The sequence below is a fragment of the Lyngbya sp. CCY1209 genome, from assembly GCF_055795065.1.
Genome location: NZ_JAYFER010000441.1, coordinates 1 through 25,259 on the forward strand (window position 1 = coordinate 1; position 25,259 = coordinate 25,259).

Here is a 25,259-nt window from a genome sequence, read left to right on the forward strand (position 1 = left end):
ACTTTGATAATGCCTTTGAGAATCCAGCTTTGGATTACTTAAGAATCTGCGTGGTTTTAACCCGCAGAGTATCAACTACAATACTTTCGGTCATTCTCTTGAGCCGAAAATCACGCCAATGACATGATTTTCGGCTTAATGAAACAGCCAGAAGTCTAGCCGGAAGAGGGTTTAACAAAAATGGGGGCGGTGGGACTTGAACCCACACGACCGGTGAAGGTCAACGGATTTTCATCCTCCCGCAGCTTTCGCCGCCGCGATCGCCGGATTCGGCCCGATCGCTTCGAGAATTGGACTCTCCCTTTACCCTCGACTTGACGTTAGGGTAGCTCCCGTCGAGTCTCTGCACCTTCCTCTGAAAACCGCCGCGATCGCTTCCGATCGTACTTTCAAAGGCTTGGCTCAGGATTGCCATGTCTGGAACCAGATTTAGGTTTCCCTGAATTTGAGAGCCGTCACTTGAGGGATTTCTCGCCCCAAGGCCCAGTTTTCTAAGTCCGTAGCGTCTACCATTCCGCCACGCCCCCAGTTTGATGGGATCGCTCGCTCGCGCCGAAAGATCCCATTTGTTTATTTGAGCATTTTTGAATCGTTTTGGCAACACCCACAGGGCAATTCTGTGATCTCGTGGGTTCAATCTGGAATGCAGCGCCCCGACCCTCTCAAATTCCCGACCCCTGTCGCAAAGGACAGTTGAGTGCAATAATAAGCCCTCGGGTTGGCTTGCTGCGCCCGAGTCCTGCAATAATAAATAGCGATGTGGCGATCGCGATCAACTCTGCCAGGTTGTCCGCACGTCCGCGTCAGTTGTCGTTCGATTCCCAAACCACCCAACCATGCCGATCGCACTGTTACTGTACGTCATCCTCGGCGGCACCTACCTGATCGTGGCCCCCGGTGCCCTGTACTTCTACCTCAAGAGCCGCTGGTACGTCGCCAGTTCCTTCGAGCGGGCCTTCATGTATTTTCTGGTCTTCTTCTTCTTCCCCGGCCTGATACTCCTGTCTCCGTTCCTGAATTTTCGTCCCCAACCCCGACAGATTGAAAGCTGATGCGACGAATTGACGTCATCGGGATCGGAATCGGTATTTTTGCGGCGGGGGCGGTGCTGTACTGGGCGTTCCAGCGTTTCGGCCTCGACAGTACGAACGCCGGAATTTGGAGTCAGGCGGTGTTGGTGGGGGGGTTGGTCGGCTGGCTGCTGACCTACCTGTTACGGGCTCTCACCCAGAACATGACCTACAATCGACAGCTCAGAGACTACGAGGAAGCGGTGATTCAGAAACGGCTCGAAGAGATGACTCCGGAAGAACTCGAACAACTGCAGGCCGAAATCGATCGCTCCTCCGAGTCGTCAGATTCTTAAAACCTGCGGCGAAAATAACCGACCCGACAATAACCGATTACCCATCTCAACATGATCTCAGTTTCTCAAACGTTCGAGGCGTTGCGTTCGCCCGATCGCCCTTCCTGCGCTCTCATTCCGTTCATCACCGCCGGCGACCCCGACCTGGAAACCACCGCCAAAGCCCTCAAGGTTTTGGATGATAACGGGGCGGACCTGATCGAGTTGGGGGTCCCCTACTCCGACCCCCTCGCCGACGGCCCGGTCATCCAGGCGGCGGCGACCCGGGCGCTCAACCGGGGGACCCGCCTGGACGGGGTGTTGGAGATGCTCGAAACCGTCAGTCCCACCCTCAAGGCTCCGATTATTTTATTTACCTATTACAATCCCATCCTGCACCGGGGGATTCCCAAGTTTCTCAAACAGATTTACGACGCGGGGGCGCGGGGGTTGGTGGTGCCCGATTTGCCTTTGGAAGAGGCGGAAATTCTGCTCGCACCCGCCCGGGAACAGGGGATCGAAGTGACCCTGCTGGTGGCGCCGACGAGTTCCCGGGAGCGCATCGAAGCGATCGCCCGCCAGTCTCAGGGGTTCATTTACCTGGTCAGCGTCACGGGGGTGACGGGGATGCGGACTCAAGTGCAAGGCCGGGTCCGGGATCTCCTCGACCAGATGCGTGCCCTCACCGACAAACCCATCGGCGTGGGATTCGGGATTTCCCAACCGGAACAGGCCCGACAGATGCGGGACTGGGGCGCCGACGCGGCGATCGTGGGGAGCGCCTTCGTCAAACGCCTCGCCGACGGTTCCCCCGAACAGGGATTGGAAGCGATCGCCGATTTCTGCAAAAGTCTCAGGAGCGCGATCGATGCCTAAACGGGAGTCGGGAGTCGGTATTAGGGAATCGGGAATTTTGACTTTTGACTTTTGACTTTTCACTTTTCACTTTTCCCCGCCCCAATTTTCGGACACAAAAGAAAAGCTGGAAGAGCGGTGCTCCCATAAACACCTGCCTTCCAGCTCCTTGAAACCCTCGTAATGTGCCTTTCTGTTTTTAATTATTGCAGTGGGATTCTGGGAATTCAAGAGGTCTGTTGCAATCACCCACTTTTCTCCAGGCGATCGCACCCGACCGGATCGACGTAATACCGATTCCGCCCCCGTTCTTTGGCTTGATACAGCGCCAAATCCGCCGATTTGAGCAGGTGGGCGGGCGATCCCTCAATTGTGGGAACCTCGCAGGCGACGCCCAAACTGATCGTCACCCAATCGCCGACGTCCGAGGCGACGTGGGAAATGTGCAGGGCTTCCACGGCGGTTTGGAGGCTCTCGGCGACTCGCACGGCTCCCGCTTCCGTGGTGTTGGGGAGGATGATGCCGAATTCTTCGCCGCCGTAGCGGGCGACCAGATCGGCCGGACGCCGGAGGCCCCCTTGGAGGGCTTGGGCGACGCGGACCAGGCATTCGTCCCCGGCCGGGTGGCCGTAGGTGTCGTTGTAGCGTTTGAACTGGTCGATGTCGCACAGGATCAGGGACAGGGGTTGTTGCTCCCGTTTGAGTCGGTGCCACTCCCGGTGCAGGTAGGTGTCGAAGCGGAGGCGGTTGGCGACTTGGGTGAGGCCGTCGATGGTGGCCTGCCGTTTGAGTTCCTGGTTGGCTAGTTGCAGGCGGCGGTAGATTTGGGACTGGTGGATGGCGATCGCGAGTTGGTCGGCGACGGTGCGGGCGACATCGACTTGCCTTACGTCCCAGGGGTGGTTCCGCCCCAGGGTCAGCAAACTGAGGCTGCCCCAGATGGATTCGTTGACTTCGAGGGGGACGAGCAGCCAGGCGCCGGGAAAGTTGGCGGAGACCATCCGGTTCACGCCGTCCTGCAAGGATTCGGTGCTGTCGATCCGCACCACTTGCAAGTGTTTGAGTTGGGCGGCCAGGGGGTTGTCCCGGTCGGGAATTTCCAACCCCAGGGAGTCGGGGATCTGGGAGTGGCGACGGTAGTCGGCCACCCCCTGCCACAGTCGGGCGGCGGGGTGGTACTGGTAGATGCTGACTTGATCGACGCCGAGGAGCCGGCCTACCTCGGCGGTGGAGGCTTGAAAGATGGTGTTGAGATCGAGGGAGTTGCGGATGGTGCGGATGACGCGGTTGAGGGCCTGTTCTCGGTGGGCCTGCTGTTGGGTTTGCCGGTAGAGGTAACTTTGGTGGAGGGCGATGGAGACTTGGGCGGAGATCTGTTGCAGGAGGTGCACTTCCCAGTCTTGCCACCGGCGGGGGCCGCCGCAGTTTTGGGCGGCCAGGAGTCCCCAGACTTTTTCCCCCTGGAAAATGGGAATCACCAGGTTGGCCCGCACCTGCAATTCGCTCAATAAGTCAACGTAACAGTCGGCCAGTCCGGCGGTGTAAATGTCCTCGACCCGGTGGACGTGACCTCGGGTGTAGGGTTGGATGCAACGTTCGATGCTCAGGCACTTGTCGCTCAACTTTCGGCCTTTGATGGACGGGTGTTGCGGGGCGACCGCTTCCACGATGACGGTGCCGCTCCAGTCCGGATCGAATTGATAGATCAGGACGCGATCGATGTCGAGGCACTGCCGCACTTCGACCACGGTGGTGTTGAGAATTTCGTCCAAATCGAGCGATCGCCGGATTCTTTGGGTCATTTCCGAGAGCAACCGTTCCCGCTCGACTTGCTGTCTGAGTAAAATTTCGGCCTGTTTGCGATCGGTGATATCCCGGCCGATCGCCTGAATTTCGGTCACGTTGCCGCCGGTGTCGGTCACGGCCCGGTGGCTCCACTCTTGCCAGCGTCGGGAACCGTCGGGGGCCAAAACTTGATGTTCGACGGTCATGATTCCCGCCGTTGTCGCGACGGCGGCGACCTGCCCCCCCACCCGTTCGCGATCGCCTTCCGGAATCAGCGACAAAAAGTTGCTCCCGAGCAGCTTTTCCGGGGGTTGCCGAAAATATTCGCAGTAAGCTCGATTGACATAAGTCAAGATCCCTTCGGGGGTGTAGCAGCAGATCAGATCCCCGAAGTTATCCAACAAATTGTAAGATTGGGTTTCCCGGGATTGGTGGAGGCACTGCTGGCGTTCGGCAATTTGCAGGGAGAGTTCGCTCATGCACTGCGATCGGCTGGAGTGCACGGTGGTCGCCACCTCCAACCAATCGGCGGGGTTCAGGGCTCTGAGGATGCTCCTTTGCGTCACCAGGCCGAGGAGTTGCCCGTCGCCATCTCCGACGACCGCCAACTGTCGGACGGCGGATTGTAGCATCCGCCGGTGAACCGTCCACAGGGAATCCTGGGGGGCGGCGACGATGACCGGATGACTCACGATTGTCCGGACTGAAGCCCCCTCACCGTCGAGATTTTGAGCTTGAAATTGGAGCAGATCTCGCTCCGTGACGATGCCGACGGGGTGGCGGCACCCGGCGGCGCCGGACTCGACGATCGCGACACAGTGGGCATCGGACTGATACATTAAATTCACCAACTCGCGGACGGATGACTCGGCAGATGCCTGCAAAATTCCGGTTTCCATCACTTCATCGACCCGCAAAAATTTGAGCAAGTCGCAGGGGGTCAGCCGTTCTTGGACCGATGCGGGGGTGATGATGCCGACGGGCCGGTTTTGGGAATTGACGATGACGAGGCAGTGGGTTTGATGGTTGTGAAACGCATCTAAAATTGCGAAGAGATTGTCCGCCTCGGATTCGCTCAGGGTGACGGCGGCATGGGCGATCGCTTCCCCCACCGGCACGCCTGCCAATGCCTTCCCCGACGCGATCGCCGCCACCCCATCCCGCCCGCCAAATACCCCCGCCAAATGCCCGCCGTTGACCACCAGAGCCGTGTCGGTTCCCCTGCGATTCATTTTTTGGATGACGACAGACACGGGGGTATCCTGGGCAACCGTCAGCATCTCTTTTTTTAAATTTGCCCGAAAAGGATTGATATCCGGTAACTGAATTTGAACCATGTTTTGATAAGGATGCTACACTTGCCGAGGAATTGTTTTGCCGGACTGGGAATCGCAAGATTCATCAATCAGTGATGAAGTTGAGTCGAGCTCGATCTGGATTTTAAATTGTCTGAATTGTAGCAATAATTGCCATATTTTGGCATCCCGATCGCCCGCAAGTACGGCTTTCCCCGCCCGCAACTGATGACCCATTCGACCGCCCTTTCGCGACCGCCTCCCCCGCTCCTCTCTCTCGAGATAGAGGTCCGTCCGCTCCCCGCCCATCCCGGGGGAACCCGAGGGCGCGGCCCCGTGGGCTGGGTCGCTTCCTCCTTTTTTGTCGGGACTCGAAAAGCCCTTGGAAACATCCTCTCACTGAGGCTTTAAAAATCTTCCCAAATTTATCAAAATTTAATTTTTTAAAAGGGACTCATAATTTTAGTCAATTGTTGCTTAAAACAATGGCATGGGAAAATCCGACCGCCAAAGGACTCGATTTTCAGAGCGGCACGAACCGGGAGAATCGGTCGATTTTTGCCCCAATTTTCATCTCCCGGGCGATCGCCGCCCGCTTCGGATCAAAAACCGTCAAACCGATAACATTCGAGATCACGCCCCAAGAGCCGGCAAATTCCGGGCGATCGCACATTTTCAGACTCCGGGATTCCGTGATATATTATTGCAGACTATTGAAGACCCACGGACAACCATGTTACCACCCTCAGCCCGATTTCAATTCACCGCCGACCTCAACATCTGTCGGATCTTAAACGGAATGTGGCAAGTGTCCGGGTATCACGGACGCATCGATCCCAAAGCCGCCGTCCAAAGTATGTTCGCCTACCACGATGCCGGTTACACGACCTGGGATCTCGCCGACCACTACGGTCCGGCGGAAGACCTGATCGGCGAGTTCCGGCGGCAACTGGCGGACGCCCGGGGTTCAGAAGCTTTATCTGAGGTTCAAGCGTTCACAAAATGGGTTCCCCGGCCGCAAAAAATGACCCGGGATTGGGTGGAAAAAAACATCGATATTTCCCGCCAGCGGATGAACGTCGATGCCCTCGATATCATGCAGTTTCACTGGTGGGATTACCGCGACGACAACTATTTGGAAGCCCTCCGCCTGATGGGCGACCTCCAGTCGGAGGGCAAAATCAAGCATCTAGCCCTGACGAACTTCGACACCGATCGCCTCAAAATTATCCTCGAAAACGGGATTAAAATTGTCTCCAACCAGGTGCAATTTTCCCTGGTCGATCGCCGCCCGCTGGTGAAAATGGTGGAGTTCTGTAAGGCCCACGACATCAAATTGCTCCCCTACGGCGTCCTCTGCGGCGGCTTTTTATCGGAGCAGTATCTCGGCAAACCGGAGCCGATCGCCATGATGTTGAAAACCGTCAGCCTCAAGAAATATAAAAACATGATCGACACCTGGGGCGGGTGGAAGTTATTCCAAGAGTTGCTGGGAGTTTTGAAAGAAATTGGCGATCGCCACGGAGTCAGCATCGCCAACGTGGCGGTCCGCTACATCCTCGACCAACCGACGGTGGCCGGGACGATGGTGGGGGCGAGGTTGGGCATTTCCGAACATTTGGAAGAAAATGCCAGGGTGTTCGATGTCAGCCTGGATGAGGGCGATCGCCAAACAATTCATGATGTGACCGGGCGATCGCGAGATTTGTTGGAAATAATCGGCGACTGTGGCGACGAATATCGTTAACTTTCTTGCAGTTTTTTCACGGCCAACACCAGGCGTCTCAAGAAGGGTTTGACCACCTCCCGATGCTGGGTTTGCAACTCGTTCACCTGCCGGTAAAGGTCGGCCAGTTGGTCTTGCAAGACCACCAAATCCTCCGGTAGAATCGGGCGGGGCAGACCCGAACTCGGCGGTTGATGTTTGATGGCGTCGATCGCCTCTTCCATCAACTTGAACCGGACGTTCATCACTTCCCAGTCCTCCTGACGCAGGGCACTCTCCTCCAACCGCCGCGTCACCCGCTGCACTTCGGTCAGGACGTCGGCGATCGGATCGAGTTCGTTGCTCGATTCTCCCGGCAATGCCTGAATCTGATCGTAGAGCGATCCCACCACTTGATGCATTTCCGCGATGGCGGAATCCGTTTTTTCCCGGATCTGTTCCTCGAACCGCCGGCGGTTCCAGGTATTCAACGCCAAGGCGACGGTGAGCGGCGCCGCGGCTACCAAAATGGGGCGGTACAAAATCGCCGCGGCCACCGTACCCACCCCGGATGCCGCGACGGCGACATATTCCGCCACGGTCGGCCAATCTCGCCGGTCTGGGGGGGGTGGGGATGGGGGATCTGTCATTTGCATGGCTCTCGTCGATAGGGTGAAAATATTATGAGTCATGCTAACGCAAACTGTCCGCCCTGCCTCGATCCATTTAATCATGTCGCCGTCAAGCCTTTGTTAAGATTTGATCGATCGGGCGTCACAAGACTTCATCTAAATTTGAGCAATTGTACCGTTGGGAACGGACTCCCGCCCCTTTAAAATACACGGTAGAGAGGGGGCATTTCGTCCAGGGGGAGAAATTTTAACCGCCCCTGCTCCGACCATTCCGACAGGAGAAGCAACTGTGAAACTGAAAGTTATCGAAAATTTTGACGGTCATTTTACCCTCGAACCCGAAGCCGAATCGCTGCTGTTTGAACTCCTGAACGGGGAGACATTTTTGCATCAAATCAGTCGGCAAATTGGAGGCGATCGCGTCGAATTTACGGGGCAGCTTTTCCAACCTGTTCCCTACAGCACGAACACCCCCAAAGGGATGCCGCCGGAATTTGAACCCTACCATCAATCCGAAGATCATGTCATCGTTAACGTGCCGCCAAACTATATGTTTCAAGCCAAAATTTTCAACCCCAGCCGCCTCTGTGCCATCTACCGCCGCCTTTGATATTTTACCTCATTCAATTCCGGATATGACTGCAAAAATTGACACCGTTTCTCTCGACCAGCTCGATTTCATCCCCTACATCGACGCGGACGGCAAGCTGCCGGAAAGCCTCTCCAGAACCATCGGAGTTTACGCCATTTTTGACCGCGATAAAACCCTAAAATATGTGGGCTATTCCCGAGATATTTTCCAAAGTCTCAAACAGCATTTAGTCCGCCAAACCCAAGCTTGCCACTGGCTGAAAGTCCAAACTATCACCCGCCCGAGTCGGACGTTGCTCGAAGAAATTCGCACGGCTTGGATCGCCGAAAATGGTTCCGTTCCGCCGGGAAATGGCGAGGAGGGCGATCGCTGGAATCAACCCATCGACGTGAAACTGCAAATGACGCCCGAGGAAATTGACCAGTTTAAAACCCTCGATGAATTGTCAAAAGAAAAGCTGCTAAAAAATGTGGCAAGACGGGTGGAAGCATTGATTTTACAGGAATTAGCGGAACGGGGAGTGCAGGAAAACATTCGGTTCAACCCAAAGTTTAAAACCGACGGCATCCTCGATTTGAAGTGATCGATACCTCGAAAGGATTGACTTTTTCGGTATAAGATATCGACTTAAGGTTGGAAAGGGAGCATCCGGCTCCCCCTACTTTATGCTCGAAACAATCATTCACTTTTCACTGTTCACTTTTAGGAACATTCGGTTTTGAGTTGGTAGAGTTTCAAACTCGGATGTTGAGTTAGGAACCAGTGAGAGCCGCAGTGGGGGGGGTCAGGACGCTGGCAAAGTCGGTAAAGAAACAGCGGTTCTTCCCGGAAGATGGAAGTCAAAATGAGGCGGTTCCAATCCTCATCTCCGCGATCGAAGAGCAAATAAGATTTTCCGGTGTATCCGGTGTGGGTCAGTTGTCGGACTAACCAACTCATCAGTGCCTGCAACTCATCGGTAGATAGCTCGCAGGTATTCAAGCCGTAAATGTCGATTTCAAATTGGTTGGAGCGGGGTTTCAAAGATGCCCAAAGAGCCGTAGTAATGTCAATCAGCGTTTTCATAAGCCGGCATTCCAGATAGTTCCTAACTTCAGTTTTAGGAAAATAAAATGGGGTTGACTTCCTACCGTTGGGTGATTTGGGGGAGTTTCCGAGGGACTTGTGAGGTCAAAAAAAAGTAGCCGAGTGAACTGGCTACTTTGAATGAAGACAAGCGACTAGTTATTCACGGACAGAATTAAATCAAGCAACATATTGGGGAAGTAGATCCAGCTAGTTAAACTGTGTGAACCCCTCGTTCTGTTCCTATAATTTATAGTATATTCAATCTCAAACGCCGATGTCTTCAAGATTCTGTAAAGATCGTTCAAAAAGGTGTGAAGAATTTGTAAAGGTGGGGGCGTGTCGCAACCCATCCTCTTTTTCATCGCTGTTGATATCAGAGCCGGCTTTTGACCCTTCCCCCGGGGAAGTCTCAAGCTCGCGAGTATCGGAGGAGCGGAGTCTCGGACTGCCGAAACGACCCGGTATAGCGCTGAAGCGAGGGTAATCGGGAACTGAAACTGCTTTTCGATTGCCTGTTGCCTATTGCCTGTTGCCCGCTATATATCAGCCATTGTCTTCGTCGTCTCCCCGAAGTGTCCGAAAATCGACCCCGATGTTTCTGGGCGGGCGGCAGCGATCGCATTTCCGGCCGAAAATTCAGTAAATTTACTGTAGCCCGAGTCGCCAAACTATCTTAGATTTTAATTGAGGATCTTAGCCGGCGCCCCTTTTTCACATCTGTTATACCGTCTGTCGGAGTGGCGACGGCTGGTCCACATCGGGAGTCAAAATTACGTTTTCAATCACATTGATGCGACTTGGTATGACGACCAACTCAAAACTCGCCTAAACCGCCACATCGAAACGCAGTTTTTGAGCGGCGATCGCACCTACAAAACCAGCGGTTTGCTCGAGTTTTACGGCAGTCTGATCGGCAAGAAAAACGGCGGCGATCGCTGGGGTTTGGATTCGACTACAATGGAAAAAACACCTCGCATTCCCTTCCCCCCCGCCGTCCGAAAATACGTTTACGATCGCGATCGCTACACCTGTCAAAGTTGCGGCAAGACGGGGGAAGAAACCCGACTGACCATCGACCACATTATCGCCCTTGCCCGGGGTGGGACGAACGATCTGAGCAATTTGCAGACCCTCTGTTGGGCTTGCAACCGGCGCAAACTGCACTACCGCGATCGCCGTTTCAATCGCCGTTTTACCAATCAATAATTAAGGGTTGATTTCCGAACGGATCGAATCGATCAGATTGAGAATTTTTATATACTCGAAGCGCCCCGCCATTTTCAACAGGATTTTGGCCAGTTCAGGGCGGTCATTTTCAAAGGTTTTGATGACCCCATTGATTCCGTCCGTACTGCCCAGTATCAAAGCTGATTCGAGTTCATCTATCTGAGCTTTTGACAAATTTTTCATCATTTCTTCTAAATTTGAAATCGGTGCGATCGCGGGGGTCGATGCGGCTGTTTCGTCGGGGTCTTGATACTGTAGGTTTTTTAAATAGTGTTTCAGGGCGGAAAAAATGGTCTCTTCCTGAAAGGGTTTGCCGATAAAATCATTGAATTCAGCCATCTTATTTTTGGGGTCATCGGGTTCAAAAATGGTGGCGGAAATGGCGATAATGACCACGGGATCGATGCCATTTTCGGCTTCAATTTTGCGAATCATTTGGGTCGCTTCATATCCGTCCATCACCGGCATCCACAGGTCCATCCAAATCAACTGGGGATGCCACTGTTGCCACAATGCGATCGCCTCCATACCATTTTCAGCCGAGCGAATTTCGACTTGGAAAGGAGTCAACAATTGAATCAGCAAGCGACGGTTGGGGAGATGATCATCGACCACCAAAACTCGATAATGAGATTGTCCGGGTCGGAGGCTGAGGGGGGATGGACTGGGGAGCGGTTCCGAGAGGGCAGTCGGTTCGATTTCTGTCGTCAAAATACTCAACTCAAATGTACTGCCGACACCCGGTTGACTTTCGACTCGAATATCTCCCCCCATCAACTGTGCGAATTCGCGGCTAATTTTCAAGCCGAGTCCGGTTCCAGTCTGGCTGCGCCGTCCGACTTCTGTTTGCATGAAAGCGGTAAATAAATGCCGTTGTTCTGCTGGGGAAATTCCCGGTCCTGTGTCTTCCACCGCGAAGCACAGTTTCAGGGTCGAGGGGGGCGTTTTCGATGCGATCGCGACCCGAACTTCGATCCGTCCCGTTTCGGTAAATTTGACGGCGTTACTGAGCAAATTGATCAAAACCTGCCGCAGTTTCATTTCGTCCGTCCGAATCCAACTCGGAACGTCGGGTTGTTTTTGAACGGTCAAGTTGAGCCCCAGATTTTGGGCTTGCAGGGAGAATAAATGATACAGTTCTTGCAATAAATAATCCAAATTGCACGGGGTCGGATTGACCGTCGCGCAACCGGCTTCGAGTTTCGCCAAATCCAGAACCCGATCGATCAAGTGTAAGAGATAGTTGCCACTTTGAAATATAATTTCCGCATTTTCGCACTGTTGAGAGGTCAATTCCGGATCGTTCATCAGCAACCGGGCAAATCCCAAAATGGCGTTGAGGGGCGATCGCAGTTCGTGACTCATATTGGCGATCAATCCACTTTTTGCTTCCACGGTCGCCTCGGCTGTTTCTTTCGCTTTTTGTAGTTCTATTTCTGCCCGCTTGCGATCGCTGATATCCGCGCCGGTTCCTCGCAGTTTGACCACGTTTCCCGCCCCGTCAAAAATGGCTTCTCCCCGGCTGACGACGTGGCGAACCGAACCGTCCGGGCGGATAATTCGGTGTTCGACTTCGTAGGGCGTTCCGTCGGCGATCGCCCCTTCCACTGCCCTTTGTAGCTTGCCTCGATCTTCGAGGGGTAGCAGAGTTAAAATATTAGAATAGGCAATATCAAAAGCAACCGGATCGCGCCCCGCAATGCGATACATTTCCTCAGTCCAAACGGAAATTTTTGTCCCGACATCCAATTCCCAACTGCCGACATGGGCGATGCGCTGCGCTTCTTTGAGTCGCGCTTCGTTTTCCTGCAAAGCGGCGGTTTTATCGGCGACCTGGCGCTCGAGATCCCGTTGATAATTGACGCGCAACTGTTCGGCTTGTCGCCGTTCCGTGATATCTTGAAAGGTGTTGATAGCGTAAATAATTTGACCCGATTCGTCAACAACTGGGATCGACTGAACTTCCAAGGGAACCCGCCGTCCGTTCTTCTCAATTTCTATATCTTGCACGTAAACGGTTTCCCCCCGCAGTGCCCGCACGACCGGAAGTTGTTCGGTGGGATAGTGGCGATCGCTCCCCGCAATATAAACTTCATAAACTTCGGAAAGCTGCGATACTGAAATATTCAGAATTCCGCGCCCTAAAATAGATTGTCCCACTTGATTGATCAGAATGACTCGTCCCGACACGTCAAAGATACTGATGCCGACCGGCACGGTATTTAAAAACGTCAAAAATTTGGATTCACTATTTTTTAACGCCCGAAAAGATTCCTCCAGCCGTTCCGCCATATTGTCAAACGAAGTCCCGAGTTCGTGCAGTTCGCGAATCCGAGTCTTTTGGGCGGTATTTTTAATTTCTTGAGATGCAATTTTTTGGGTATCTTCATTCAATTGTTTTAACGGTTTGGCAATTTTTTCGGCCGTCCTGATGCCGATGAGTGTCGCCACCAAAAATGCCAACGCACAAAAAACTAAAGTTCGATGGATATTTTCGTTGATTTCCGCCATAAAATCCGATCGCGGCACCAAAATGACAATCACCCAATCGAGTTCTGGAAAAATCGACAAGGGTATGACCCGCACAAAATAATGATTCCCATCTTTTTCTACAGAACTATTTTTCGGAGTTTTGAGTTCCGCTTCGACAAATTTTTGGATGACAAATTGACCCGATTTTTGGGTAAATTTATCCTCGCTATCTCGGACGTGAAGCCTCCTTTTTGTGGGGTCGGCGTTTTCGGCATTAGCCCCGGGTTTATAGCCCTGTATGAACGGCGGTTCTCCCGTCGATGTCGCGATCAAAAATCCGTCCTTGTCGATGACAAACGATCGTCCATTGGGGGAAATGTCTAATTGCTTTAGAAACAGACTCATTTTATCTAAAAATATAGTCGCACCCAGGACACCTTGAACCGTCCCATCGCGGTCTTTAAAGGGCAGCGATCGCACGAGAACTAAAATCTTATTTTCCCTTCCTTTGATGCCGGAAACGACGATGAACCAAAGGCCATCGGGAGCCGAAGTTGCCCGTTCGTACCAAGGCTTATCTTGCGGATCGTTGTAGAGATCGTAATTCGGAGTAAAATTTCTTAAATAGAGGCGATTTCCCCGCAAGTCGGCGACATAGTTGTTTAAATGACCCGTCGTCGATGCCTCCCAGTCCCGAATCAGCAAAGAGTCGGCTTCGATTTTGGCGACAACCCGAAACTGGTTGTCGTTCGTCGCGATATAAATCGAACTCATGTTGGGAAAAATATTGATCTGTTCGACAAAATATTTTTCCATCGCGTCGATGTCTGTCCCGTCCAACATTCCGGAGTTGACCAATTGGGCGTTGGACCGGGTGATATAATCGGGAATTTGCACGTAATATTCGAGATTTTGGACGATGCGATCGCCCACCTCTTCCATCAGTTTGTTGACCAGCTTTTCGACCGCTTGTTGTCCGCTTCGATAGGAGAAATAGCCCACCAGTCCGACCGCCGCCAAAATTTGCAGGGCGAAGGGAACGACCAGTAAAAATTTGATGGGAATGGTGGAAATTCCAGATTTAATCCGACATTTAAACCGTTTCATCTTCGTACCATTTAGATAAAAAGCCCGATCGCCCGGATTTCAATTGATAGCGCGACGCGCAGGGAGTCGGGAGTCGGGAATCGGGAGTCGGGAACTCCAACTGCTTTTCTATAAGGTAAGGATTTTCAGATTTCTTCCCGGATTCAAACTGTTAATACACGACGCTCATTGCTATAAAATAAAATGTTGCAACAAACTCCCGAGTACCCGCAATTCCTCCAGCCGATGATTTTATCCCAGTTTAAAGCCTTCCACCCCCTGGCCGCGATCGCAACCACCCCCGAGGGCGCCAGACAACTGCAACCCCTCTGTCAGGCGTCGGGGGGAACCCTGTATGTACCGCCGACTTTGGCCGACCTGGGGGGAACCCGAGTTTACGAAGGCCCGATGCGGGAATTGCTCGGAGAACTGTGGCCGACCCACCGCGCTCTCGTCTTCTGTATGGCTTGCGGGGCGGTGGTTCGGCTGATCGCCCCCCTCCTCCAGGACAAATCGACGGACCCGGCGGTTGTAGTTCTCGACGCCCAAGGCCAGTTCGCGATCAGTTTGTGCGGCGGCCATCAGGGGGGGGCCGATCGCCTCACCCAACTCATCGCCCGCCAATTGGGGGCAACACCCGTCCTGACGGGGGCTTCGGCGAGTTCTGGACTGCCCGCCCTCGACCTGTTGGGAGTCCCCTTCGGCTGGCGTCGGGGAGAGGGGGACTGGACGGGGGTAAGCGCCGCGATCGCCCGGGGAGAACGGGTTCGGGTCGTTCAAACCGCCGGTTCGACCCTGTGGCGATCGGCCCTGCCCGAACATCACACTTTTGAGTTTATCAAAGCGGACAATATCCCTCCCGGGCCGACAGTTTGGATCGAAACCGGGCGCCGGGAGTTGTCCGATTTTCCGGCAGTGCGGTGGCATCCGCGAGTCCTGTGGGTGGGGGTGGGTTGCGAGCGCCGCACCCCCCGAGACGTCATCGAAACGGCCGTCGAAGCGGTCCTGCGGGAACGGAATTTGACCCCGGAGGCGATCGCCGGAATTGCTACCCTCGACCTGAAAGCGGACGAGGCGGGGTTGGTGGAACTGTGCCGCGATCGCGGTTGGCCCCTGTTGACCTTTTCGCCGTCAGAATTGCGATCGCTCGACGTCCCCAACCCGTCGGAAGTGGTAGACCGGGAAGTGGGGACTCCCAGCGTAGCCGAGGCGGCGGCACTGCGGGCAGCGGGGGCCGACAGCCTGCGGGTTCCCAAACAAGTCCACCGGGTCGAAACCGCCACTCCGGAGGGGGAAGAGCGGATCGGACAGGCGGTGACGGTGGCCGTGGCCGAGTCGGAACGGGAATTTACTGGACGGACGGGGGAACTGCGGCTCGTCGGCATCGGGCCGGGGGAGTTGTCCCAGATGACTCCGGCGGCCCAAACTGCCGTCGCGGGGGCGGATGCGGTCGTCGGTTACGGCCTGTATTTGGACTTGATTTCGCCCCTATTGCGATCGGGGCAAATCGTCGAATCCTTCCCCATCACCCGGGAACGCGATCGCGCGGAACGGGCCATCGACCTGGCCGGGTGGGGGCTGACGGTGGCGGTGGTGTCCTCCGGGGATTGCGGCATCTACGGCATGGCGGGGTTGGTTTTGGAAGTGCTGCGATCGCGGGGCTGGGACGGCCGGACTCCCAACGTGGAGGTACTCCCCGGCATTAGTGCCCTCCAGGCGACCGCCGCGAGGGTGGGAACCCCCCTGATGCACGATTTTTGCGCGATCAGCCTCAGCGACCTGCTCACGCCCTGGGAAGTCATCGAGAAGCGCCTGAAGGCCGCGGCGATGGCGGATTTTGCCTGCGCTTTGTACAACCCGCGATCGCGCACTCGCACCGAACAATTGGCTATTGCCCAGGGGATTTTCTTGCAGTACCGTTCCCCGGAAACCCCCGTCGCGATCGTGCGATCGGCCTACCGCCCCGACGAAGAAATCGCCCTCACCACCTTAGAAAAATTGCTGGAAACCCCGGTGGATATGCTGACGACGGTATTGATCGGCAATGGGAGCACCCGCTTTTATCAGAATTGGATGATCGCGCCGCGGGGGTATTTGAACAAAAGGGAAGAATAGGGGGAAATCGCCGCCCATTGTTTCGGAACTCGATATCAGTTGTCGGGATAGGAGACGGGGACACAGGGCGGAGGAGTGGGGCAATTCATGGTCAGAACTGGCGACTTTGTTCGGGCTACCCAACCCGGCGATCGGCATTAATACTCGGGCATTGATGTTAAAAACTTGTATAAAAAAAGGAGATTTTAAAAACAGGTGGTATCATGGCTACTCATCATCATTATGATTTCATGACATGAGGTCAAAAAATGCCACTCAATAAACGCTGCGCCGCCGAGTTTCTCGGCACATTTTGGCTGGTTTTCGGGGGCTGTGGCAGTGCCGTCCTCGCCGCCAGCTTTCCGGGGGACGATCCCACCAACCCCTTCGGAATCGCATTTGTGGGGGTCGCCCTAGCTTTCGGTTTGACCGTATTGACGATGGCTTACGCGATCGGCCACATCTCCGGTTGCCACCTCAACCCCGCCGTGTCCTTCGGGTTGTGGGCGGCGAAGCGGTTCCCGGGTTCCGATTTGCTACCTTATATGATCGCCCAGGTTTTGGGGGCGATCGTGGGGGCTGGCCTGGTGTTCGCGATCGCCAGCGGCCAGCCCGGTTTCGCCCTGACGGGTTCCAATCCCCTGGCAACCAACGGTTTCGGCACCCACTCTCCGGGGGGTTTTTCCCTCCTGTCCTGTCTGATTGCGGAAGTGGTCCTCACCTTCATGTTTTTGATGGTGATTTTGGGTGCGACGGATAGCCGTGCCCCCCAAGGTTTCGCCCCGATCGCGATCGGTTTGTCCCTCACCCTGATCCACCTGATCAGCATTCCCGTCACCAACACCTCCGTCAACCCCGCCCGCAGCACCGGACCGGCCCTGTTCGCCGGGGTGGAACTATTCAGCCAAGTGTGGCTATTTTGGGTCGCCCCGATTGTGGGTGCGATCGTGGCGGGATACGCCTACACCGCCCTTTTCACGGAAACTTCAGTTATCGAAACCCCGCTGACTCCCGACCCCAAATAAAGGGTTCATTCCGGCTCCTGTCCGGACACCACCGGGGCGGAATTTCTCAACTCCAATTCCGGGTGTTCCCCCTCCACCTGCCGACAATTCCACTCATTTTTAAACAGCAACACCGGGCGCCCCCAACTGTCCTTAACCGTGACGGTATTGAACAGGCGCCCGACTTTTTTCAGGGCATCCCATCCCCCCGCCACCCAGCGGGCGACGCTGTAGGGCAGCATATCCAGGCGGGTTTCTACTCCATATTCATTCTGCATCCGGAACTGCACGACTTCAAATTGTAACTGCCCCACCGCCGCCAAAATCGGGTCCCGCTTCGACTCATCCTGAGAGTACATGATCTGGATTGCCCCCTCTTCCCGCAGTTCGGAAATGCCTTTATTGAACTGTTTGAATTTGGAAGGGTTGGGATTTTTCAGGTAGGCGAACAGTTCCGGGGAAAAACAGGGAATCCCCTCGTATTCCAGCCGCTTGCCGTTGTAAATCGTATCGCCGATCGCGAATACCCCCGGATTGTTCAAACCGATCACGTCCCCCGGATAGGCATCGGCGATGGATTCCCGATCCTGGGCGAACAATTTTTGGGGGCGGGAGAGGCGGACGGTTTTCCCCGTCCGGGCGTGGCTGACGGTCATATCCTTCTCAAATCTACCCGTACACACCCGCACGAAAGCCACGCGATCGCGGTGTTTGGGGTCCATATTCGCCTGCAATTTAAACACGAATCCGGTAAATTCTGGATAATCCGGGGGAACATCTCCAATGGTGCTCTTGTGGGAACCCGGTTTGAGGGCGTATTCCAAAAACGCATCCAGGAATAATTGCACGCCGAAATTGGTCATGGCACTGCCGAAAAATACCGGTGTCATTTTGCCGCTATGCACGGCATCGAGATCCAAATCCGATCCCAATTCTTCCAACAGTTCCAGATCTTCTTTGAGTTGATAATAGAGATCCTGATCCAACAAGTCTTCGATGCGGGGGTCGCCCAATTCGAGTACCGTATCCAAAGCTTCTCGGGAGCCATGTTCGCTGCGTTCAAACAGGTGAATCTGCTTTTTGCGGCGATCGAAAACCCCCCGGAAGCGATCGCCCATACCGATGGGCCAATTCACCGCGTAGGTTTGCAACCCCAACTCCTTCTCAATTTCGTCCAGGAGTTCCAGGGGTTCGCGGCCGGGCCGGTCCATCTTATTCATGAAGGTAAAAATGGGCAGGCTCCGCAGCTTGCAGACCTCAAACAGCTTCCGTGTCTGCGGTTCGAGTCCCTTGGCGGCATCTTCGAGCATCACCGCATTGTCCGCCGCCGCCAGAGTCCGGTAGGTATCCTCGCTGAAATCTTGGTGTCCGGGGGTGTCGAGCAAGTTGATCTGTGCCCCCCGGTAGTCGAACTGCAACACCGTGGAGGTGATGGAAATCCCCCGCTGCTGCTCCATCGCCATCCAGTCCGATGTGGCGTGTCGCTGGGCTTTCCGCACTTTGACGGCGCCCGCTTCGTGAATGGCCCCCCCGTACAGCAGCAATTTTTCGGTGAGGGTGGTTTTCCCGGCGTCGGGGTGGGAGATGATGGCGAAGTTACGGCGTCGTTCGACTGCAACTTGTAACTCGTCCTTAATTTCGGTTGGCATAGGGTCGATCGATTTGGGGGACTTTTCGTGAATTACCCATTGCGGAGAACGGGTCTATCTATTTTATCACAGATTCTGCCCCGGCTTTAAAATTATGAGATACGGACGATCCCCCTAAATCCCCCTTTAAAAGGGGGACTTTAACGACCCGTTCCGTCAAACCAGTTGAGCCAATAAAATTCTAATAATGGCTTCCAATTCTTCGGTGACACGGTAAAGATTGAGTCCTTCACAGATCGATTTTGATCGACGATCTAGAATGCCAAATTGCCAAATATTACCCGTCGTCACCGCCCCCAAAATTTCCACCTGTGGGGAATCAGTCCACCGGTCGAGGGCGATCATTTCCGTCGCCAATTGGGTAAATCCTCGATTGATATCCGCTTGTTTGGCTTCGATAACGATTAAATTGTTATGGATAGAACGTAACAAGTAATCTAATTTTCCTTGCAGTTGATTGTCAACTTGAATGGAATATTCTATTCTTAACTTGGCGCGTGAATAGTGGATTAAGTCGGCAATAATGGGTGCGATCAGCATCTCCCGACGGGTTGCCTCATTCTCCAGATCGAGATAAGGTAGTATCTCCTCAATGCGTTTCTTTAAATCAGCGATTCGGTCTAATTCTCCCGAATATTGGGGTAAGGTTAGAAATGTTCGCTCCCAGGAGTAACCGAACTCGGCTGCCAAATCATCGGCTGCAAATCCCAACTCAAAATAATTGCTGAACGTATAAGAACGATCCGGATCGAGTAAGGGCTGACGAGTCATTGTTTGTCTGTCTGAAATTCATTTCATTGAGTCGGTGGTGGTGCGTTCCCCCCGATAATAGATGGCGCGGGGACGCACCCTAAAAATAGCCCGAGAAAAATTATTAATGATTAATTGTTTACCCTTTGGGCGATCGCACTTCTGCCAGGGACGGTTCGGGGGGGGTTTGGGTGTTAACCTGCTGGTTGAGTTCGCGAATCCGCCGGGACAGCAAGCGGATGATGTTCACCGCAATTCCGGGCGTCTCGTCGATCGCGTCATAAAGCTGCATTTGGGTCAGCATCAGGCACTCGCAGGGTTCGAGGGTGGTCACGGAGGCCGATCGCGGTTCGGCGTCGAACAGCGACATTTCCCCGAAGCAACTCTCCTTTTCCAGGCGGGCCAGAATCCGGTCGCCGTGGTGAACCTTCACCCGGCCCGAGACGACGATATAGAGCGATCGCCCCTCCTGTCCCTCGGTAAAAATATTGTGATCGGCGGGAAAAGACAACTCGTCCATCACAGATGCCAGACGCACCAAGAAATCGTCCCGCAACTCCTGAAAAATCGGGACTTTTCTGACAAATAGTAGCCGTTGGACGCTAGTTAGCATAGGAACAATTCAACCCCGGAAATAATATCGGTTTGATCCCTTCACTTGTTGATCCCCGTCGTTCCTCCAACTCCCAACTCCGCCATCAATTGTTCGACTTGGTGAACCACGAGGGGATCGCGATCGCTTTGCAGCATTGGCAACAATTCTACCAAAGCCTGCCGCGCCCCGACCCGCAGGTAGGCCAGCACCGCCTCCCGCACGAAGCCCTTGGGGTGGCGCAGACACATCAGCGCCTGTTCGGCCGTCAGGCTCCAGCGGGCGTCCCGGGCTTGGTGGAAGCAGCAGGCCAGGGTCCAGTCGGAGAGGAAGTGGCGCAACTCCAGCAGGTATCGCAGGCGATCGCTCGGTTCCATCGGCCGGTAGGCGGTCAGGGGGGAAAGATCCTCAACTTTTTGACGCAGGGAATGGTTGTCCAATACGCCGATCAGGGCGCGTTTGTGGGTAATATCCACGGTGTTGTCCAAAATTTCCAACCCCCGGGCGACGTTGCCCTGTTGGTGCGATCGCACGTTGAAGGCCGCCGCCTGAATCGACCCCAGAGAATAGAGGAACTTCATCAGCAGGAAACAGCGATCGACCGCATCGAATTCCAGATTCTGCACAGACCGACACAGGAGCTCCCGGGGGGTGGGATTGGGGGGAGGGGCATTTTCCCCGTCTTCGGCCGGCCGGGGTGTCCCGTCCCACCCGAAATCCAGCAGAGCGGCGTACAGTTGGCCGACGAACATCAACTCCTGCTCGATCAAGGTTTCCAGGCCATTGCGCCCGATCCGGTCCAGGGTTTGCTCGATCCCCGCCTCGTCCGGGATGCTCAGGAGGATACGGAGGATGTTGCGGCGGGTCGTCCCCCAGGAAATTAGCAGGTGGTCGATGAGGGCGTCCAGGGCCTCCGGCGTGGCGATTTCCCCCAGAGCCGTCCAGGCCTGCAGCCGTACCAGGTCAGACCGGTAGATATCCGTCGCCACGGTCATCAGCAGGGGGATCGCCTCGTTACCCAGGCGCACCAGGGCTTGGCGGGCGGCGTCCCGGGTGGAGCGGTAGGACATGGCCTTGAGGAGGGATTGGTAGTATTCCTCCATGTGGGTGGCCGCGATCGCTTCCAGGACCGCGCAGCGCACTCTCAGGGACTCATCCTGCAACAGGTCGTTGAGGTAGAGTCTCAGCCCTTGCAGGTAGTCGGCATCCCCCAGGGCGCGGACACCCATGACCCTTTCCCGCTCTTGGTTAGAGACGATCATGCGCCGGATGATGTTGGTGGCCGCGGCCTTCTGCTCGCGATCGCCCCGGCGCATGATCAGGGCCGCCGCCGTCCCCCGCACCACCGGATCGACCTGGGGTTGCAGGTAGGGCCGCAACTGTTCGACGTCGGGGCTCGACTCGGTGATCCAGATGTAGCGCAGAGCCAGGGCCAGCACTTCCGGGGGGAGGTTCTGGGCCGAGAGCGATCGGATCGCCTGCAAGTGTTCGGGGTTGGGGTAGTTGAGCATGATCTCCAGGGCTTGGTGCTGGAGCGCCGGCGGCAGGATATCCAGCAGCGGCACCAAGGTGTCCCCGACATTTTTCGGGTCCAGTTGGGTGAGCAGTTCGATGCAAGACCGCTTGTCCGCCTCCGGCGTGGACTGCTTGAGCTCCTCCACCACTGATCGCTTCAAACTCTTCATGTCGATGTCCGTCGTCCCCAGCCGGCCCCGCTCGGCGCTACGGACCAGCAGGCGGACGTACTGCGATCGGATCTTCCACACCACCCACAGCCAAACCAGGGCCAGCAGGATAATGGTGACGACGAAAATGAGGCTCTGCTGACTCCGAAATCCCATTTCCGAAGCGTGGGGCAAGATCCAGTACGTCACCCCCAGCAGGGCTAAAATTCCCACCCCGCTCAACCCCGTCGAGAGGGGTTCAAATACCCCGTTCACCAGGGTTTGAATGTCGCTGCGGATGTTTTCCGGCAGGGGTTGGAACAGCACCGCCCCCGTCGTCTCGATCAGGGTGTAGTGGAACAGTTCGTCCAAAAACCGCAGGATGAAAAAGCCGACGAAGACGCTGAATAAACCGGTGATCCCGCCGATGAGGGAAAATAACCCCAGACAGGCGATCGCGGCCGGCAGCACCGAGGCCGTCCCGAACACCCCGATTTTTTCCACCAGCCGCGAGGAGGCGAACCACTGAGTCGCCACCTGGAACGTACTCAGCACCCCCTCGAACACCCCCAGAAAACTGACGATCCCGCTGGCCCCGCCGGCGGCGCTGCGGTATTCCAGTTGGCTGAAAAATTGGAAGTCCACCATCACATAGAGGACTTCCGCCATCACGAAGAACACCACCAGGGGGATGACGTAACCCTGCAGGGGCCCTTTGAGGCTGCGGGTGCTGAATTCCGGCAGTTCGTCTTCCGGCGTCCACCGGGAGGAGTCCGGGAACGACTGTTCGTAGGTTTGGGACAGGTAAAATAATATACCCGCGCTCACCAACACCATCGCCCCCGAGACGAGGGTGACGTTGTTGAGTCCGACCACCTTCAGCAGCACGGGGAGGGAAAATCCGCTCACCACCCCCGCCACCAGGAAACCGCTGCTGATGATCGGATAGGTGCGCTTGATCTCGCGGATGTTGAAAAGCTGATTGGCCGTGATCGAGGTATTGAGGTCGTTGAGGAGGTAGCAGGCCTCCACCCACAGCCACATCAAAAATAGGGTCGCGAACTGCACGCTCAACCCCAAGATTTTGATGTTTTGCAGCCCCAGTCCGAACCGAAATAAAAATAGGGGGATTGCCATCAACAGCAAAATCACGACAATCACCCGCCGCAGGGGCAGGAAGGTTTGCAGCCGCGAGTAGACCACACCCAAACTCGACCCGATCCCGGCGCTGGCGATGTAAATCCAGGGCAGCTTGTCGGCCCCGTATTCGTCCAGAAATAAACCGACCGTACTCAGTTCCAGCCAGATCAGTCCGACGGATGAAAAAGTGTAGACGGCGAACATCAACAGCGTCCGCTCGACCTCTTCGGGGCGGAGATTCAACCCCCGCATCAACCCCAGTCCCACTGCCCCTGACTCGCCAATTCGCTTTTCCATGCCGTCTCGAGATCCCTCAGCACGTTCGATTCTTTACAATTATTGCAAGGTTCCAATTGGATTGGGAATCGGAACGGAACCGGAATCTCGGTTCGGCCAAACCTGTCCTTGCACCCATCACTCAGATCGAGTCCGCAAAAATAGTTTGGAGCCCAACTATTTTTGTCATTCGATCGTCAGAAATCCGTATGATAACTGATGATCCGAACTTGAGAGCAGCTCTCGGGCCCCCCGCCGAAAACGCGGGGCTTCCCATCTACCGGAGTTTGATCGTCAGTCGTGGGAACCGATCGCGCCCACAGGCGATCGGCTCAGGTCGTCGTCGTTTTTTTCGGGGACAACAGCATCATCATCGTTCGCCCCTCCTGTTTGGGGTACTGTTGAACCTCGGCTTGCTCCTCCAAGTCTACCGCCATGCGATTCAGGAGTTCCCGCGCCAGGTTGCTGTGCTGAATTTCCCGACCCCGAAACATGATCGTTGCTTTGACTTTATCTCCGGATTTGAGGAAGCGTTTCGCCTGATTCACGCGCACGTTGTAGTCGTGTTCGTCAATTTTGTAGCGCATCTTCACTTCCTTGACGTCGGCGGTGTGCTGCTTTTTACGGGCTTCCCGGGCCTTCCGTTCCTGTTCGTACTTGAACTTTCCGTAGTCCATGATCCGACAAACCGGCGGGTCGGCTTTGTCGCTCACCAGAACCAGGTCGAGTTCCTTCTCTTGGGCCAGTTTCATGGCATCCCGAGGGGTCATGATCCCGAGCTGACCCCCTTCGGTATCGATCAGGCGGATCTTCGGAAAGCGGATATTGTCGTTGATTTGGGGTAAGTTGCGGTTTTTTCTTTCTATCACAGGCATTACAGGCATTTTAAGTAAGGATGTCAGCAGTTTGTCATCTCAACGGGTGCTAATATTCCAACATTCTACTCACTCCGAATCGAAATGCGGTCGAGATTTAATCTAAACTCTAGAAACGCTAAGATCTCAGGGACAACTTGTAAAGTTATGTTGCACTCGGGGGTGAGTTGAATGGATGAGTCACACTGGTGCCGGCGGGTCGGCTCTCAGCGGAATTGGATCTGGCGGGGGTGGCGGATTCGCTACACATTCGAGCGATCGCCCGCCGAAAATCCCGCCGCATCCCCGCCACCGTTGATCTTTCTCCACGGGTTCGGCGCCTCCTTGGGTCACTGGCGGCATAATCTGCAAGTTCTCAGTCAATCCCATCCGGTGTATGCCCTGGACTTGTTGGGGTTCGGTGCCTCTGAAAAAGCGATCGCTCCCTACGACGTTTCCCTCTGGGTCGAGTTGGTGCGGGACTTTTGGGGGACTTTCGTCCGCCGTCCCGCCGTCTGGGTGGGAAACTCCATCGGTTCCCTCATCGCCCTGGCGGCGGTGGCTCGCCATCCCGAAACCGCAAAGGGTTTAGTCCTGATCAGTTTACCCGATCCGGCCGCCCAGGCGGATCTGCTGCCCCCCTGGATGGTCCCCGGGGTCGAGTTCGTCCAAGGTTTGGTCGCCTCTCCGATCATTTTACGCCCGTTATTCTATCTGGTCCGACGCCCATCCGTCATCCGCCGTTGGGTCGGGTTGGCGTACCATAATCCCGAGGCGGTCACGGACGAACTCGTGGATATTCTAGCAACCCCTCCCCGCGATCGCGGCGCGGCCCGAGCATTCTCGCGCTTATTTCGCATCATGGGCAGTTCCCAACTCGGGCCGGCCGTCCGCACCCTGTTCCCCCAAATCCAAGTTCCCATCTTGCTCCTGTGGGGAAAGCAAGACCGCCTCATCCCCCTCAAACTCGCCCAACCCCACAGATACCGAGAATACCACCCGAACCTGGAATTGGTCGAACTCGAAAATGCCGGCCACTGCCCCCACGACGAATGTCCGGATGTGGTGAATCGGAAAATGTTAGACTGGATTCACCGGATCGAGCCATTCTAAGTTTGCTGGCCTTCTCTCGGGTTGGGGGCATTTTAGACTCCTTCCATCTCCCCGACCCCCG

21 protein-coding genes are annotated in these 25,259 nt (G+C 55.2%); 10 read left to right on the plus strand and 11 right to left on the minus strand.

Annotation, left to right across the window (positions count from 1 at the left end; all coding sequences use genetic code 11):
- Positions 1-220: 220 nt before the first annotated feature.
- Positions 221-415: a hypothetical protein gene (locus AC0QHF_RS13495; protein ID WP_324704739.1), complete on the minus strand. Its 195-nt coding sequence runs from the start codon at positions 413-415 to the stop codon at positions 221-223.
- 421 nt (positions 416-836) lie between these two features.
- Between AC0QHF_RS13495 and ndhL the strand changes: the two genes are divergently transcribed.
- Genes ndhL through trpA form a run of 3 tightly spaced genes read left to right on the plus strand, consistent with a single transcriptional unit; the run spans position 837 to position 2,221 of the window.
- Positions 837-1,052, plus strand: coding sequence for an NAD(P)H-quinone oxidoreductase subunit L (gene ndhL / locus AC0QHF_RS13500; RefSeq protein WP_324704740.1), 216 nt, complete (start codon positions 837-839; stop codon positions 1,050-1,052).
- Positions 1,052-1,366, plus strand: coding sequence for a DUF3007 family protein (locus AC0QHF_RS13505; RefSeq protein ID WP_324704741.1), 315 nt, complete (start codon positions 1,052-1,054; stop codon positions 1,364-1,366). The genes ndhL and AC0QHF_RS13505 overlap by 1 nt, the downstream gene beginning before the upstream one ends.
- Before the next feature lie 51 nt (positions 1,367-1,417).
- Positions 1,418-2,221 carry a tryptophan synthase subunit alpha gene (trpA, locus tag AC0QHF_RS13510; protein WP_324704742.1) on the plus strand — a complete coding sequence of 268 codons (804 nt, stop codon included), beginning with the start codon at positions 1,418-1,420 and terminating at the stop codon, positions 2,219-2,221.
- A gap of 224 nt (positions 2,222-2,445) precedes the next feature.
- Here trpA and AC0QHF_RS13515 read toward each other — a convergent pair whose 3' ends face one another.
- Both AC0QHF_RS13515 and AC0QHF_RS13520 read right to left on the minus strand, forming a co-directional pair.
- Entirely contained in the window at positions 2,446-5,322 is a 2,877-nt protein-coding gene (locus AC0QHF_RS13515) for a diguanylate cyclase domain-containing protein (protein ID WP_324704743.1), read from the minus strand.
- A 481-nt stretch (positions 5,323-5,803) separates the two neighbouring features.
- Entirely contained in the window at positions 5,804-5,953 is a 150-nt protein-coding gene (locus AC0QHF_RS13520) for a hypothetical protein (RefSeq protein ID WP_324704744.1), read from the minus strand.
- A 60-nt stretch (positions 5,954-6,013) separates the two neighbouring features.
- Between AC0QHF_RS13520 and AC0QHF_RS13525 the strand changes: the two genes are divergently transcribed.
- Complete coding sequence (locus AC0QHF_RS13525; protein WP_324704745.1) at positions 6,014-7,027, plus strand: aldo/keto reductase; 1,014 nt, start codon at positions 6,014-6,016, stop codon at positions 7,025-7,027.
- Here the strand turns inward: AC0QHF_RS13525 and AC0QHF_RS13530 are convergent.
- Positions 7,024-7,641 (minus strand): hypothetical protein, encoded by a 618-nt coding sequence (locus AC0QHF_RS13530; protein ID WP_324704746.1) that lies wholly within the window; start codon positions 7,639-7,641, stop codon positions 7,024-7,026. The genes AC0QHF_RS13525 and AC0QHF_RS13530 overlap by 4 nt on opposite strands.
- Positions 7,642-7,906: 265 nt before the next feature.
- Between AC0QHF_RS13530 and AC0QHF_RS13535 the strand changes: the two genes are divergently transcribed.
- Both AC0QHF_RS13535 and AC0QHF_RS13540 read left to right on the plus strand, forming a co-directional pair.
- Positions 7,907-8,227 (plus strand): hypothetical protein, encoded by a 321-nt coding sequence (locus tag AC0QHF_RS13535; protein ID WP_324704747.1) that lies wholly within the window; start codon positions 7,907-7,909, stop codon positions 8,225-8,227.
- Positions 8,228-8,252: 25 nt separating this feature from the next.
- Positions 8,253-8,792: a GIY-YIG nuclease family protein gene (locus AC0QHF_RS13540; protein ID WP_324704748.1), complete on the plus strand. Its 540-nt coding sequence runs from the start codon at positions 8,253-8,255 to the stop codon at positions 8,790-8,792.
- A 119-nt stretch (positions 8,793-8,911) separates the two neighbouring features.
- On the opposite strand, the gene AC0QHF_RS13545 is transcribed toward AC0QHF_RS13540, so the two are convergent.
- The gene (locus tag AC0QHF_RS13545) at positions 8,912-9,274 is read right to left on the minus strand and encodes a hypothetical protein (protein WP_324704749.1); all 363 of its coding nucleotides are present in this window, start codon (positions 9,272-9,274) and stop codon (positions 8,912-8,914) included.
- 960 nt (positions 9,275-10,234) lie between these two features.
- Here AC0QHF_RS13545 and AC0QHF_RS13550 point away from each other — a divergent pair.
- On the plus strand, positions 10,235-10,483 hold the full coding sequence (locus tag AC0QHF_RS13550) for an HNH endonuclease (RefSeq protein ID WP_324704766.1): 249 nt from the start codon (positions 10,235-10,237) through the stop codon (positions 10,481-10,483).
- On the opposite strand, the gene AC0QHF_RS13555 is transcribed toward AC0QHF_RS13550, so the two are convergent.
- Positions 10,484-14,083 (minus strand): ATP-binding protein, encoded by a 3,600-nt coding sequence (locus AC0QHF_RS13555; protein ID WP_324704750.1) that lies wholly within the window; start codon positions 14,081-14,083, stop codon positions 10,484-10,486. It lies immediately after the preceding gene.
- Positions 14,084-14,266: 183 nt separating this feature from the next.
- Here AC0QHF_RS13555 and cobJ point away from each other — a divergent pair, with 183 nt between their 5' ends.
- Both cobJ and aqpZ read left to right on the plus strand, forming a co-directional pair.
- Entirely contained in the window at positions 14,267-16,177 is a 1,911-nt protein-coding gene (gene cobJ, locus AC0QHF_RS13560) for a precorrin-3B C(17)-methyltransferase (RefSeq protein WP_324704751.1), read from the plus strand.
- A gap of 248 nt (positions 16,178-16,425) precedes the next feature.
- Positions 16,426-17,181, plus strand: coding sequence for an aquaporin Z (aqpZ, locus tag AC0QHF_RS13565; protein ID WP_324704752.1), 756 nt, complete (start codon positions 16,426-16,428; stop codon positions 17,179-17,181).
- A 5-nt stretch (positions 17,182-17,186) separates the two neighbouring features.
- Here the strand turns inward: aqpZ and prfC are convergent, their stop codons facing one another.
- The 5 genes from prfC to infC form a co-directional block, all read right to left on the minus strand.
- Positions 17,187-18,809 carry a peptide chain release factor 3 gene (gene prfC, locus AC0QHF_RS13570; protein WP_324704753.1) on the minus strand — a complete coding sequence of 541 codons (1,623 nt, stop codon included), beginning with the start codon at positions 18,807-18,809 and terminating at the stop codon, positions 17,187-17,189.
- Between the two features lie 156 nt (positions 18,810-18,965).
- Complete coding sequence (locus AC0QHF_RS13575) at positions 18,966-19,520, minus strand: hypothetical protein (protein ID WP_324704754.1); 555 nt, start codon at positions 19,518-19,520, stop codon at positions 18,966-18,968.
- Between the two features lie 178 nt (positions 19,521-19,698).
- The gene (locus AC0QHF_RS13580) at positions 19,699-20,172 is read right to left on the minus strand and encodes a Crp/Fnr family transcriptional regulator (protein ID WP_324704755.1); all 474 of its coding nucleotides are present in this window, start codon (positions 20,170-20,172) and stop codon (positions 19,699-19,701) included.
- A 41-nt stretch (positions 20,173-20,213) separates the two neighbouring features.
- Positions 20,214-23,252 carry a HEAT repeat domain-containing protein gene (locus AC0QHF_RS13585; RefSeq protein WP_324704756.1) on the minus strand — a complete coding sequence of 1,013 codons (3,039 nt, stop codon included), beginning with the start codon at positions 23,250-23,252 and terminating at the stop codon, positions 20,214-20,216.
- Positions 23,253-23,563: 311 nt separating this feature from the next.
- Positions 23,564-24,106, minus strand: coding sequence for a translation initiation factor IF-3 (infC, locus tag AC0QHF_RS13590; RefSeq protein WP_324704757.1), 543 nt, complete (start codon positions 24,104-24,106; stop codon positions 23,564-23,566).
- Positions 24,107-24,277: 171 nt separating this feature from the next.
- On the opposite strand from infC, the gene AC0QHF_RS13595 reads away from it, so the two are divergent.
- A complete protein-coding gene (locus AC0QHF_RS13595) occupies positions 24,278-25,198 on the plus strand; it encodes an alpha/beta fold hydrolase (RefSeq protein ID WP_324704758.1) in 921 nt (306 codons plus the stop codon).
- Positions 25,199-25,259: the final 61 nt, after the last annotated feature.